This window comes from Hirschia baltica ATCC 49814 (genome assembly GCF_000023785.1).
In the GTDB taxonomy this organism is placed as follows: Bacteria; Pseudomonadota; Alphaproteobacteria; order Caulobacterales; family Hyphomonadaceae; genus Hirschia; species Hirschia baltica.
On sequence record NC_012982.1, the window covers coordinates 368,506 to 381,773 of the forward strand.

The following is a 13,268-nucleotide window of genomic DNA, read 5'->3' on the forward strand; positions in this document are numbered from 1 at the left end:
TCTGGCATTCAAATGAACGTTTACGGACGTGTTTTCCGTGTTAACGCGTTAATGCAACAAAACCGTCGCAAAAACATGGTAACGCGATCTTGAATTATGTGGTCGTAAATTCTCAGTGTACTGAATTTGTTGTCCCTGATGGGGGTGATCGAAAGTCGACTGAAGTGCGATGTTGAGGTTTGGATTTAGCGCGGCAAGCATGTATTAAGGGTGTTATGAATAGCCAAACTGTATTAAATATCTCCAATGAATTGGAGCTGCTCACAGGCGAATTGTCAGGCATGGGTGGTCTTGTTGAAGACATGCTCAGTGATGCGCTATCGGCTGTGATTACCTATGATGTCGAATTGGCACTTGAAGTTGTTGATAGAGACGCACAGCTAGATTTGCTTAAATCGAAGGTAGAACGCAGTATTTTTGATCTGATTGAGCGCAGACAGCTCAAAGGACAGAATTTACGTCAGGCTCTCGCAGGCATGAAGGTCGCGGTTGAATTGCGCCGTATCGGAAATCTGGCTCGCAGCATTGCTAAACGCACCTCCCACCTAAAAGATTATGAGCGTTCAGATCAGACCAAATCACTTGCACGGATGGGGCGGCTGGTTTCATCTCAATTGAAACGCGTTCTGGATGCTTATAGCGAGCAGGATATTGAAACTGCTCTTGATGTGCGTGAACGTGATGAGGAAGTAGACGAATTTTACAATTCAATCTTCCGTATCATGGTGACGTATATGATAGAAGATGGTCGTAAAATTGGTGCGTGTGCGCACTTTATGTTTATGGCCAAGAAACTTGAGCGCGCTGGTGATCATTGTTCTCAGATAGCTGAAATTATTCACTATTCTGAAACGGGTGACTATCCAGCGACCGAAAGGCCGACAATAGATGACGTATAATTTTAACGAGACTCCAAAAGCTTCTGGGAATAAGCATTCTTCTACAACGCCTTATGCTTTGATTGTTGAAGATGAAGAGGCGCTAGTTCAATTGCTTCAATATAATCTGCAAAGTGAAGGTTATGAAGTTGGCGTTGCAATGGATGGTGAGATGGCGTTGCTTATGGTTGAAGAGCGCCAGCCAGATATTGTTCTGCTTGATTGGATGTTGCCAAAATTATCTGGTATCGAAGTTTGTCGTCGGTTGCGTAGTCGCGACACCACGGGAAATCTACCCATCATTATGTTGACGGCTCGCACAGAAGAGGCTGATCGTATACGCGGCCTAGATACGGGAGCAGATGATTATATCGTCAAGCCGTTTTCTATGACCGAGCTGAAAGCGCGTATCCGTGCGGTTATGCGCCGTATTCGACCTGGTTTAACAGAAGATAAAGTTGTGGTTGGTGATCTGGAAGTGGATCGGACGGCGCATAAAGTCGCGCGTGCTGGCCAGCAAGTTCACTTGGGCCCAACAGAGTTTCGTTTGCTAGATTATTTGATCCAGCACCCTGGGCGTGTTTTCTCGCGAGAGCGGTTATTGGATGCGGTCTGGGGCTCTGACATATATGTTGAGGCGCGAACTGTTGATGTGCATGTTGGGCGTTTGCGTAAGGCGTTGAAAATGGAGGGGTTAGTTGACCCTATTCGCACTGTGCGTTCTGCTGGCTATGCATTAAATGCGGGCGAAAAATAGCGCGTGTACATCGGGTGCTGAAAGCGCATATTGAAATTAGCTTTTATAAAAAAATAAGCGGCGCTTCTGGGTGAAATTGAAGCGCCGCTTTTTATTAAGTTGGGTAAGATAGTTTGGGTGGACTAGCCGGCCATGCGAGTGGCTTGTCCATACGTGTTAGTGCGCTTGCGCTTTGATGGTTGGAAAGCAAGCTTTGCATGTTCTGAGCAATAGGGTGAATCGCCATCTGAAGAGTGTCCACAGAAACCAAAATCTGGATCTGCTGGGTCCCCGATTGGCCATTTGCACATTGAGTCAGATACAGTCATCACAGTGACCATGTCGCCATTTCCAAGGCGTTTTGGTTTCACATAAGCTGCTGGTGCCATGCGCGATGGTAGAGCAGGTAGAGACTCTTTTGGAGTTCTGTTTGGTGAGCTTGCCGGTTTTGCTGTTGCTGCAATCGGTTGCGTTACTTGCGGCTTTGGACGCGCCAAACGTGGTGGACGCTTAACTGGGCGTGAAGGTGTTGCTCGTCCTGAAAGTCCTAGTCTGTGTACTTTTCCAATAACAGCATTGCGCGTTACGCCGCCCAATTGTTTCGCTATTTGACTTGCACTGTGACCTTCGGCCCAAAGCTTTTTTAGCTCAGTTACACGTTCTTCTGTCCACGCCATTAGTCTTTTCTCCATCAGCCCTAGCGAAATAGGTGAATCAATATATTGTTTTCACTCGCCTAAGTCGCGCCCTAGTTTCCAAGATATTGTAGTTAACAAATCATTACACACAACATCTCGTGAGGGTTATTCACAGCTGATTCTAGATATAGGTGGGGATAAATCGAATGTTCATGGTTTGATCCATATTTTTTTTGTTTTTGGCCTTTCAAATTCGGCATCAGTTTCTAAATGGATAGTAATTGGAGGCTGTTTGTCATGGTAGATAACGTAGCTGTTGTTGAGAATAAGAGTGCAGAGTTTCAGAATTTGGCGGAAACGGGCGTCATTGCGCGCCCTCGTCAGTTCGGTGCTTTTAACTGGATCGGTCTAAAAACCCTTTATAAAAGAGAAGTCAGTCGATTTTTAAAAGTCGGTATGCAGACGCTTTTGGCCCCTGTGGTGTCGGCGCTTTTGTTTATGGCTATTTTCAAACTAGCTTTTCCAGATCGCGGTGATGTTGGTGGTGTTCCTTTTGGAGACTTTATCGCGCCGGGTATTATCATGATGGCGATCATGAATAATGCATTTCAGAATACATCCTCTTCAATTACGATTGCGAAAGTTCAAGGAAATACCACTGATTTCCTTATGGCACCGCTTTCTTCTTTAGAATTAGCACTTGGATTTTTAGCCGGCGGTGCCTCTCGTGGGCTATTGGTTGGCGGTGTGACTTTGGTGTGTATTGGTCTGCTTGGTGTTGCCGATATCTCTCTGCATTCCATTCCCGCTTTTCTATTTTATTCCGTGACCGCATCATTTATGATGGCTGCAATTGGCTTGCTGGGCGGAATCTGGGCAGAAAAATTTGACCATCTTGCAGCGGTTACCAACTTTGTTATCTTACCGCTCACTATGCTTTCGGGTACATTTTACCCTATTACGGTGTTTTCAGAGCCATTTGAAACCATGTCGCATTTTAACCCGTTTTTCCATTTGATTGACGGCTTTCGCTATGCCTTCACAGGCTCATCAGATGGCTCTCTTATGGTTGGGATAGTGGCTTCTTTAGTGCTTGCAGTGGTGCTTTGTGGTGTGTGTTGGGCTGTCTTGCGATCTGGCTATAAGATGAAAGCCTAAGCGCCCCTTTTATTTCAGACATTGACATATTGCCTACGGATGCTCATAGACCATGAGCTTCCGTAGGTTTTTTCCCTCCAAACGCAAGAGGACACCCCAATGCGTGAAGCTATGATGCCCGTATATGCTCCCCCTGAAGTCGTTTTCGAACGCGGCGAAGGCTTGCGACTATACTCATCAGAGGGACGAGAATATCTAGATTTTATTGCAGGTATCTCGGTTAATTGTCTGGGCCATGCGCATCCAAAACTTGTAAAGACCCTTCAGGAACAATCTGAAAAACTATGGCATATTTCAAATATGTTCCGCGTACCCGAAGGGGAACGTTTAGCTGAGCGCTATACTGCTGATACGTTTGCTGATCGTGTGTTTTTTACAAACTCAGGAACAGAAGCTATTGAATGTGCGATTAAGACAGCGCGCAAATATCAATATGTGAGCGGCAAAGAAGACAAATACCGTATTATCTCGTTTGAGGGCTCTTTCCACGGACGCACACTTGGTGCTGTGAATGCGGGTGCTAACCCAAATTATCGTGAAGGTTTTGGTCCAGCCATGGAAGGCTTTACGCATCTGCCATTTGATGATGTTGATGCTTTCAATGAAGCTATGGGCGATGATGTCGCTGCTGTTCTTATCGAGCCTGTGCAAGGCGAGGGCGGTTGCCGCGAAGTGCCAGAGGCATTCTTGAAACTCCTTCGTGAAAAGTGCGATGAGTTTGGCGCATTGCTTATCTATGATGAAGTTCAGTGCGGTGCTGGCCGTACCGGTAAATTGTTTGCTTATGAATGGTTTACGGATGTTGAGCCCGACATCGTAACTGTTGCCAAAGGTGTCGGTGGTGGTTTTCCTTTGGGAGCTTGTCTAACAACAGAAGAAGCTGCCAAAGGCATGCAGCCGGGGTCACATGGTTCAACATATGGCGGAAACCCAATGGCAATGGCCGTTGGTAATGCTGTCTGGGATGAGCTGACAAGTGATGGGTTTCTAGAAAACGTTCAGCGTGTTTCTGGTGTGTTGACGCAATCCTTGTCTAGCCTAATTGATCGCTATCCTGATCTTGTCGATGGCCTACGAGGTAAAGGTCTGTTGCGCGGTATTGCGCTTAAAATTGATCCAATGGCTATTCGCAAAAAGGCATTGGAAAAAGGACTGATTATCGGAACCGCAGGCGGCAATGTTGTGCGTCTTGCGCCGCCATTGATCGCAACAGATGAAGACGTGTTGAAGGCCGTTAGCCTGATTGATGAATGTTTGGCTGAAGTGCAGGCTGACACACAAGGGGAGAGTTCGTCATGAGCGTTCGCCACTTTCTAGATATATTCCCGCTTCCCGCTTCTGAGCTTCGTGCTATTTTGGACAATGCCAAATCACGTAAAAATGCGCGCGCTGGTATGCCTAAAGGCAGTGTAGATCCTGATGCTGTGTTGGCTGGCTACACATTAGCTATGATCTTTGAAAAAAGCTCGACACGTACGCGTCTTTCTTTTGATATGGGCATACGTCAGCTTGGCGGGACATCTATTGTACTTAACGCAGCAGACATGCAGCTTGGGCGTGGGGAAACAATTGAAGATACGTCACGCGTGTTATCGCGTATGATCGATGCGGTGATGATCCGTGCAAACAGTCATGCAGATGTTGAAGCATTTGCTGCTGTTTCTGATGTGCCTGTCATTAATGGGCTGACGAACACATCTCACCCTTGCCAGATCATGGCTGACCTTCAGACACTTGAAGAGCATGGCCTTGATCTTAAAGGCGCTCGTATTGCTTGGGTTGGCGATGGCAATAATGTTGCGGCGAGTTTTGCGCATGCTGCGCCGAAATTTGGCTTCTCTCTCGCACTTGGTACGCCTCAAGGGTATGAGCTTCCAGAAATAGATATTGAGCGTGGGCGTCAAGAACAAGGCCGCATTGATATTTACAATGACCCTGCCGAAGCTGTTGCAGGCGCTGATGTTGTTGTCGCTGATACATTTGTATCTATGGGCGACACGGATGCTGATAAGCGCCTGAAGGATTTAATGCCTTTTCAAGTCACGCAAGACTTGATGGATAAAGCCAATGGCGGCGCGAAATTCCTGCATTGTCTACCAGCTCACCGTGGTGAAGAAGTGGCGGCTGAGGTTATTGATGGTTCCGCCTCGCTTATCTTTGATGAAGCGGAAAATCGCCTTCATGCACAAAAAGCCGTGCTTGAATGGTGTTTGAAGAGCTAATCATCTTTCATAATAATGATCTAGAAAAGCGCTGAGAAATCGGCGCTTTTTTTGTGCCTATATTCCCTAATGCATGAGTTTACCCAACTGCTACTGTTCACTCGCTTGTAATCGCGGTAAATTGTTACCAAATATTGTGCACATACTCTTATATAGTGAGGAAAACTCCATGACAGGTACACGCGATTATAATGGTGTCACATTGGACGAAGCTGGCCGAGGCCGCATATATGGTTCAATTCTTGAAACTGTCGGAAACACGCCTCTGGTACGTGTCCCAGCCCTTTCAAAAGCAGAAGGTCTTGAGTGTGATTTTCTTCTAAAGCTTGAGTTTTTTAACCCGATGGCGAGCGTGAAGGACCGTATTGCTTTGGGTATGATTACCGATATGGAAATGACGGGAAAATTAAAGCCGGGCATGACATTGGTTGAGCCAACATCGGGTAATACAGGTATTGGGCTTGCATTTGTGGCGGCATCTAAAGGTTATCACCTTATTCTGACAATGCCGGAGAGCATGTCGATTGAGCGCCGCAAAATGCTAACAATTCTTGGTGCAGAAATAGTGTTGACGCCAAAAGAAAAAGGCATGGGCGGGGCGATTGCCAAAGCCAATGAGCTGGTTGAAAGCATTGAAGGCGCAGTTATGCCTAGCCAGTTTGACAATGGCGCAAACCCAGCCATCCATGAAGCAACAACAGCTCAAGAAATCTGGCGTGATACAGATGGTGCCGTTGATGCGGTCGTATCTGGTGTCGGAACTGGAGGCACGTTTACAGGTTGTGCGCGTTATTTAAAAGCGCAAAAGCCAAGCGTTCAAATGTTTGCCGTTGAACCTGAAGCAAGTCCGGTCTTGTCAGGTGGCGAACCTGGCCCGCACCCTCTTCAAGGTATCGGTGCCGGCTTTATTCCTGGCAATATGGACACGAGTTTGATGGACGGCGTTGTTAAAGTCGCGAATGCAGATGCACTTGGAATGGCGCGTCGCTTAGCACATCTTGAGGGCGTTCCAGTTGGCATTTCATCCGGTGCTGCGGTGAAAGCAGGGCTTGAAGTTGCAAAACGTCCAGAGATGAAGGGTAAGACGATTGTCGTTATAATTCCTTCATTTGCAGAGCGTTACCTATCAACAGTATTGTTTGAAACACCTGACGTTTAAGTCGAAATGAAAAAAATAAGGCCTCACCCCTGCAAATGGGGTGAGTGAAGTGTTATCTGCCCTCAATGACTCAATTTACTTCAACACATATTGCGTCGCCAACTGGCGACATAGATACCGTTTCTAGCTTCCAGTTGGAAAACGCGACGGTTCGCGGTCGTGTCACCAAGCTTGGTGATATGACAATTGACAGCATTTTAAAGCGTCATGATTATCCGTTATGGGCTGCGCAGATATTAGGTGAGGCGTTAGCATTAGCTGTGATGACAGCAGCCACGGTGAAGGTCGATGGCCGGATCATGGTGCAAGCTGAAGGCGATGGCCCAATCAAATTGCTGGTGGCCGAAGCACGCACGGATGGTGATGTGCGTGGCTATGTGCGCCTAAATGACGAAAAGTGGACCGCGCTTGTCGAGACGTTTAAGGATGGGAAGCCTAAAGTTCCTGATCTTATCGGTGAGGGTGTTATGGGGCTGATCATCATTCAAGATCAGGAAAACACAACGCCTTATCAGGGTATAGTGCCGATCGAAGGTGATACGCTGGCGGAATGTGCGCAGCATTATTTTAATCAGTCAGAACAAATCCCAACACGCGTGCGACTTGCTGTTGAGCAAATTGCAGAAGAAGGTGGAACTGTTCGCTGGCGTGTCGGCGGTATGATTATCCAGAAAGTTGCTGGTGATGATGCAAGGGGCGATACTGAAGAGGAATGGGACACAGCGCGTGCCTATTTCGACACCTTAAGTGATGAAGAGCTTACGTCCGAAACATTAGCTTCTTCTGGATTATTGTATCGTTTATTCCATGAAGAAGGTGTGCGCCTAGAATTGCCAATCACCCTTCAGGATAAATGCCCATGTTCTGCTGAACGGTTTAAAACCACTTTAGCAGCCATGCCAAAATCTGAAGTGCTTTATCTTGCAAAGGATGAGGATGAGCTTGTTGCTGATTGTCAGTTTTGCGGCCGTATCTACCGGATACCCACCGAAGACGTGCTTAAACTTCAGCTTTAATTTCGCCAGAATGAAGGCGAGAGAATAACAAAAATGGAGATGAGTTCTAATCGTCCAAGTAGCATGGCGGTGATACACATCCATTTCGCGGCGTCCGGCAGGGGCTGAAAAGTTCCTGCTGGCCCAACGATTTCACCCAGCCCAGGGCCGACATTACATATCGTCGCTGCTGCTGCTGAAATGGCTGTGAGTGGGTCTAATCCAGTCATGGCGAGCCCGCAGGTTAACACTGCAAAAGATGCCAAAAACAGAAATACGAAAATCATAATGGATTGAAGTGTCGTTTCCTCGACGCGCTTTCCAGCATACCGCACTGGAGAAATTTGGTTAGGCCGTATCATTTGCTTGGTATAGGAAATCATGGCTTTAAAAGCGATGTGAACGCGGAAGGTTTTCAATCCACATGATGCTGAACCAGCAGTTCCACCCAAAAACATCATTAAGATAAATATAGTAGCTGGAAAAGGCCCCCATGTATTGAAGTCTTCAGTCCCAAATCCTGTGCCTGAGAGAATAGAAATGACATTGAACGCCACCATTCTTAGCGTGCCTTCAGGCCCGACCTCAACTTCCTGATGGTAGGCAATATACATCGCCATAATGACCGAACCTGCTATTGCAAAACAGCACCAGACCAAGGGCTGGGGATCTTTGATCACAAGCTTCCATTTTCCATGAAGTGCAATCACCATTAATGCGAATGGCATGGAACAAATCGACATGAAAATCATCGCGACAATATCCGCATGACCTTCAACATATGGTGCAAAACTAGCATCGGTGACAGCAAAACCACCCGTAGATACTGTGGACATCGCCATGGTGATAGACACAAATCCGCTCATGCCAGTCAGGCGATAAAGCCCCGCGCATATTACCGTAAGTCCCAGATAAACATAGGTTGTTTGTAGGGCAATTTCTCCAATGCGAGGCAGAAATTTCTCTGATGTATCCGAACTTTCAAGGTGAAATAACTGCATTCCCCCCAAGCGAAGGGACGGCAAAATGGCGATGGCCGTGACGATAATTCCAATACCGCCAATCCAGTGCAGAAGTGATCGCCATAAATGCAGGCTGGGTGGGTAGTTTTCAATCCCTGTCATGATGGTGGCACCAGTGGTTGTCAGGCCAGACATGCTCTCGAAAACAGCATCTGTGAAGCTCATTCCAAAGCCAATAAAGAATGGGCCGGAAGCAACAAACACAAGGACGACCCATAACAATACCGTCAATACAAAGGCATCATGCGTTCGAATTGGCACTTTCTCGACGCGAGCAGATAAGGCCATCACACCGCCAAGCGTGATCGAGGCGATAGAGAGAAGAAAGAATATTCGCCATTCGTCCCGGTCTGCTTCAAGGTCGGCAACAACACAGGGCAGCATGAACAGGCCAAGCCCCAGCGTCATCAATCCCATGGCGTATAATAATGGCCTGAGTTTCATATCTAATATGTTGCTCTAATTGGGTCGCGATGAGTCATAAGGGCTATCTAGGGAGAAAGCTGGAATGTCGACGAACATATCTTCGCCGCTGCCATTGTCGAAAGTAAACTGGCCTTGCATTATACCAGATGGAGCGGTTAGCGGCGCACCAGATGAGTATTGGAAGGTCTTGCCAGGTTCTATTGTCGGCGTTTTTCCGACTACGCCTTCACCTTCAACTTCTTGCATACCGCCATTGCGATCAGAAATCTTCCAATAACGTGTCATGAGTTGAACTGGATGATCATTGAGGTTTTTAATCTCTATGGAATAGGCCCAGACATAGCGATGATCCTTGGGAGAGGATTCGGCATCCAGAAAACGCGGCGTCACCCGAACGATGACACCATTTGTTTCTAACTCATATGTATGGGCTTGGCTCATGCCTGCCGCACTCCTGATAATGGACGAAATACATTTCGACTAAGTGATACCGTATTGCAGCAGACATGCCACTTTATTTCTTGCTAAATTCTATATCTGCATAAAACTTGTAAAACTATAGTGCTTTATCGAGGGCATTTGAGAAATCGGCAATCAAATCATCAGGGTGTTCTAAACCGATGGACAAACGCGCCCAGCTATCATTTAGACCCACTTCAGCTTTTTCCTCATCAGATAAAGTTCGGTGAGTTGTCGTCGTTGGATGACAGATTAGCGATTTCGCATCGCCGAGATTATTAGAAATCGTGACGATTTCAAATGCATTGAACGCCTTGAAAGCAGCTTCTTTGCCACCTTTAAATGAAAGTGCAATTAGCGTTCCGCCACCAGTTTGTTGTTTCTGGAAGATGTCATATTGGGGATGATCTTTGCGGCCCGGATAGCGCACTTCAGCAATGGCAGGGTGATCTGCAATAAAGTCGGCCACTTTCGCAGCTGTGCTTGCCATGCGTTCAACCCGTAATTCCATTGTTTCTAGTCCCTTAAGAACTACCCAAGCGTTGAAGGGGGAAATCGCTGGACCCGTGTGTTTAAGATATCCATCGAATATTTCGTCCATGGCTTCTTTTTTACCAAGGATAGCACCGGCCAATACACGCCCTTGTCCATCCATGTGTTTGGTGCAGGAATAGACCACCCAGTCCGCGCCTAGCTCAAGCGGTTTCTGACACATTGGCGTAGCGAATACATTATCGACAACAAGTTCAGCGCCAGCAGCGTGAGTGAGGTCTGCAATAGCTTTGATGTCAGCGCCTTCGAGGAGAGGATTTGATGGGCTTTCGATTAAGACAAGGCGCGTCGGCTTAGAAAGCGCTGCTTTCCATGCGTCCATATCCACGGCATCGACAAATTCCACCTCAATGCCAAATTTTGGCATTAGGTTTTTCAAAATCCACGTACATGATCCAAACAGCGCTTTGGCAGCAACAATGCGGTCGCCTTGCTGACAAGGTGCAATCAATGCAGTAGAAATCGCAGCCATGCCTGAGGCTGTACAGCGACATGCTTCAGCACCTTCAATAAGGGCGAGCTTGTCTTCAAGCATCTGGATTGTTGGGTTTGCATAGCGTGAGTAAACAAAGCCGGGTTCATCACCAGCCATGCGCGCTTGAGCCGTTTCTGCATTCGGGTAACAATAGCCAGATGTCAGGAACATGCCCTCGGATGTCTCACAAAATTCCGAGCGCATACGTCCGCCATGTACTAAAGTTGTTGCAAGTTTAGCAGAGTCGCGGTTTGACTGTTCGTTCTTGTCGGCCATAGGTGGATCTTTCCTTCTTGTTCGGTCTGCATAGGGATCTTGATAATTACAAAGGGTCAAGTCATGACCGGACGCAAAATTGAAAAAACTCCCATTGGAGTGCTACCAGATACCCAAATTCAGTCATTGTGTGACTCTGAAGTTATTTCTTCGGTAGATGGACTTGCAAATGATCAAGTTCAACCCGCTTCCATAGATTTACGGTTAGGGAAAACAGCTTATCGAATGCGCGCCAGTTTTTTGCCTGGGCTGGGTAAAAAAGTAAGTGATTATTTCAATGATGATCTGGTGATGCATGAGCTGGACCTCACGAAAGGCACAGTGCTTGAAACAGGGTGTGTTTATCTTGTGCCATTGAAGGAAGTTCTCAATCTTCCTGAAGGTTTATCCGGCGCGGCAAACCCTAAAAGTTCAACTGGTCGTATCGATGTGTTTGTTCGCATGATTACCGATGGTTCTGATAGGTTTGATGCAGCACGAGCAGGTTATTCTGGTCCTCTTTATGTTGAGATTTCACCACGTACATTCTCTATTCTTGCGCGAGAAGGCGATCGCTTGCTCCAGCTTCGTTTAAGAAATGGCGAGCAGAAAACCATTCGTGATGAAATTTTCTCTATAGATCTAAAACCGGGCAATGATGATATTGCCGGTTATCGTGCCAAGCGGCATTCTCGCGTCCTCGATCTAAAAAATATAAACGGACACAAAATCGAAGATTTTTGGGAGCCTGTGCGTCCCTATAATGGCGCTCTCGTGCTTGATCCGGGAGAGTTTTATATTCTTGCCTCCAAAGAAAAAGTTGTCATCCCGGTAGATGAAGCAGCAGAGATGGCACCCATTGCGCCCGAATTTGGTGAGTTTCGCGCCCATTATGCTGGTTTCTTTGATCCAGGTTTTGGGGTGGAGGGATTAGAAGGCAAAGCTGTGCTTGAAGTTCGTTCACGCGAAGTGCCATTCATCCTGACAGATGGCCAGCCAATGGGGCGTTTGGTCTTTGAACCAATGGTCGCAAATCCAAAAGTACCTTATGGGGCTGCGGGATCATTCTCAAACTATCAAGGGCAGGGTCTCAAGCTCTCAAAACATTTCGGAATGAAATAGGTTTGTAAAGTTAGCTTGACTAAATGACAATGAAGCCTTACATGTAAAGCGAGCTTTACATGGAGGTTGATCGTGGCAAATTCTTATTCCCTAGCAAACAAACGCTATAAGCGTGATTTTGCGATTTTGATGTGTTTTTATGTGGTGGCTTGTTTCGCTGGGCCGCTCCTAATTAGTGCTTTTCCTGAAAAACCAGTTTGGATGGCGGTTTTAGTTTCAATCCTAACGGCGGCACCTGTCATTGGTGTGTTTTATCTTACTTGGCGGTTGTTGCGGGAAACGGATGAATATACGCGAGCTAGAAAAACCGAAGCGATTGTTTTAGGCGCAGGTATCACCTTTTCAATTTGTATGCTTTGGGGCTTTCTCGAATTGTTTGAAGTTGTCCCAAACATGTGGACATTCCTCGTTGTTCCGATGTTCTTTGCCAGTCAGGGGATAGTGTCGTGTGCTCGCCATTTATTCGAAAAGAGCGCGGCTTAGAATGGATATGTCGATAAACGCAAAAGAGGCGATTGTGATTGAACAACGCATTGTGAAAGATTTTGATTATCTTTTCGTACTTCTATGGGCAGTCTTACAGGTGGTATTGGCTTTTTTCTTTTTGAAACCAGAATCTCATCAATTCCTTGCTGCTGGAATGGCCTTAATATCTGGTATTTTAACGCTAGCCGTAATGAAGGTTATATTCACTAGAATGAAACGGATGGACGAACTTCAGTCAATCATGGTTTTTAAGGCTTTAGCGTCAGCTTTGTTTTTTGGACTAAGTTGGGTGTTTTTTATGGCCGCTTATCATATGGCTATGAATATGGCACCGTATGAAAATACTGTGAGTTTGTTGTTTGTGTCGCCACCATTAGCAGTGGGATTTGCAGCTGGTATGATCCATCTTCAAGAACGAAAACTTCGACAGAATATGGACTGAATTATATGAAAAACCATATCAAGGTTTTCAGGGCACATCGAAAAATTAGTCAGGCGGCTCTTGCAGACTTACTAGATGTGTCGCGTCAGTCTATCAATGCCATCGAAACGGGCAAATATGACCCATCTTTACCTCTCGCATTCAAAATCGCGCGTCTTTTCGAAGTACCAATTGAAGAAATATTTGAATACGAAGCAGATCAACAATTGGCCGACACTAAATAGAGACCAACACAACATTTTA

15 protein-coding genes are annotated in these 13,268 nt (G+C 46.4%); 11 read left to right on the forward strand and 4 right to left on the reverse strand.

Annotated elements, in window-relative coordinates; all coding sequences use genetic code 11:
• Positions 1-215 precede the first annotated feature (215 nt).
• Together phoU and phoB are read left to right on the forward strand one after the other, a co-directional pair.
• Positions 216-899 (forward strand): phosphate signaling complex protein PhoU, encoded by a 684-nt coding sequence (gene phoU, locus HBAL_RS01695; protein ID WP_012778199.1) that lies wholly within the window; start codon positions 216-218, stop codon positions 897-899.
• Complete coding sequence (gene phoB / locus HBAL_RS01700) at positions 889-1,635, forward strand: phosphate regulon transcriptional regulator PhoB (protein WP_012778200.1); 747 nt, start codon at positions 889-891, stop codon at positions 1,633-1,635. Before phoU ends, phoB begins: the two co-directional genes overlap by 11 nt.
• Positions 1,636-1,757: 122 nt before the next feature.
• On the opposite strand, the gene HBAL_RS01705 is transcribed toward phoB, so the two are convergent.
• A complete protein-coding gene (locus tag HBAL_RS01705; RefSeq protein ID WP_012778201.1) occupies positions 1,758-2,291 on the reverse strand; it encodes a GcrA family cell cycle regulator in 534 nt (177 codons plus the stop codon).
• Between the two features lie 258 nt (positions 2,292-2,549).
• Here HBAL_RS01705 and HBAL_RS01710 point away from each other — a divergent pair, with 258 nt between their 5' ends.
• From HBAL_RS01710 to hslO, 5 genes are all read left to right on the forward strand, one after another.
• On the forward strand, positions 2,550-3,410 hold the full coding sequence (locus tag HBAL_RS01710; RefSeq protein ID WP_012778202.1) for an ABC transporter permease: 861 nt from the start codon (positions 2,550-2,552) through the stop codon (positions 3,408-3,410).
• Positions 3,411-3,509: 99 nt separating this feature from the next.
• Positions 3,510-4,709, forward strand: coding sequence for an aspartate aminotransferase family protein (locus HBAL_RS01715; RefSeq protein ID WP_012778203.1), 1,200 nt, complete (start codon positions 3,510-3,512; stop codon positions 4,707-4,709).
• A complete protein-coding gene (gene argF, locus HBAL_RS01720) occupies positions 4,706-5,632 on the forward strand; it encodes an ornithine carbamoyltransferase (protein WP_012778204.1) in 927 nt (308 codons plus the stop codon). Before HBAL_RS01715 ends, argF begins: the two co-directional genes overlap by 4 nt.
• 169 nt (positions 5,633-5,801) lie before the next feature.
• Positions 5,802-6,791, forward strand: a complete 990-nt coding sequence (gene cysK, locus HBAL_RS01725; protein WP_012778205.1) for a cysteine synthase A — start codon at positions 5,802-5,804, stop codon at positions 6,789-6,791.
• 65 nt (positions 6,792-6,856) lie between these two features.
• Positions 6,857-7,807, forward strand: a complete 951-nt coding sequence (hslO, locus tag HBAL_RS01730; protein WP_012778206.1) for an Hsp33 family molecular chaperone HslO — start codon at positions 6,857-6,859, stop codon at positions 7,805-7,807.
• Here the strand turns inward: hslO and HBAL_RS01735 are convergent.
• The 3 genes from HBAL_RS01735 to metZ all read right to left on the reverse strand — a co-directional run bounded on the left by HBAL_RS01735 (position 7,804) and on the right by metZ (position 10,996).
• Positions 7,804-9,252 carry a TrkH family potassium uptake protein gene (locus tag HBAL_RS01735; protein WP_012778207.1) on the reverse strand — a complete coding sequence of 483 codons (1,449 nt, stop codon included), beginning with the start codon at positions 9,250-9,252 and terminating at the stop codon, positions 7,804-7,806. The genes hslO and HBAL_RS01735 overlap by 4 nt on opposite strands.
• Positions 9,253-9,267: 15 nt before the next feature.
• On the reverse strand, positions 9,268-9,675 hold the full coding sequence (gene apaG / locus HBAL_RS01740; protein ID WP_012778208.1) for a Co2+/Mg2+ efflux protein ApaG: 408 nt from the start codon (positions 9,673-9,675) through the stop codon (positions 9,268-9,270).
• 115 nt (positions 9,676-9,790) lie between these two features.
• Entirely contained in the window at positions 9,791-10,996 is a 1,206-nt protein-coding gene (gene metZ, locus HBAL_RS01745) for an O-succinylhomoserine sulfhydrylase (RefSeq protein WP_015826201.1), read from the reverse strand.
• A 63-nt stretch (positions 10,997-11,059) separates the two neighbouring features.
• On the opposite strand from metZ, the gene HBAL_RS01750 reads away from it, so the two are divergent.
• The 4 genes from HBAL_RS01750 to HBAL_RS01765 all read left to right on the forward strand — a co-directional run bounded on the left by HBAL_RS01750 (position 11,060) and on the right by HBAL_RS01765 (position 13,249).
• Entirely contained in the window at positions 11,060-12,097 is a 1,038-nt protein-coding gene (locus HBAL_RS01750) for a 2'-deoxycytidine 5'-triphosphate deaminase (RefSeq protein WP_015826202.1), read from the forward strand.
• A 72-nt stretch (positions 12,098-12,169) separates the two neighbouring features.
• Entirely contained in the window at positions 12,170-12,580 is a 411-nt protein-coding gene (locus HBAL_RS01755; RefSeq protein ID WP_015826203.1) for a hypothetical protein, read from the forward strand.
• Between the two features lies 1 nt (position 12,581).
• Positions 12,582-13,025 (forward strand): hypothetical protein, encoded by a 444-nt coding sequence (locus HBAL_RS01760; RefSeq protein ID WP_015826204.1) that lies wholly within the window; start codon positions 12,582-12,584, stop codon positions 13,023-13,025.
• A gap of 5 nt (positions 13,026-13,030) precedes the next feature.
• Entirely contained in the window at positions 13,031-13,249 is a 219-nt protein-coding gene (locus HBAL_RS01765) for a helix-turn-helix transcriptional regulator (protein WP_015826205.1), read from the forward strand.
• Positions 13,250-13,268: the final 19 nt, after the last annotated feature.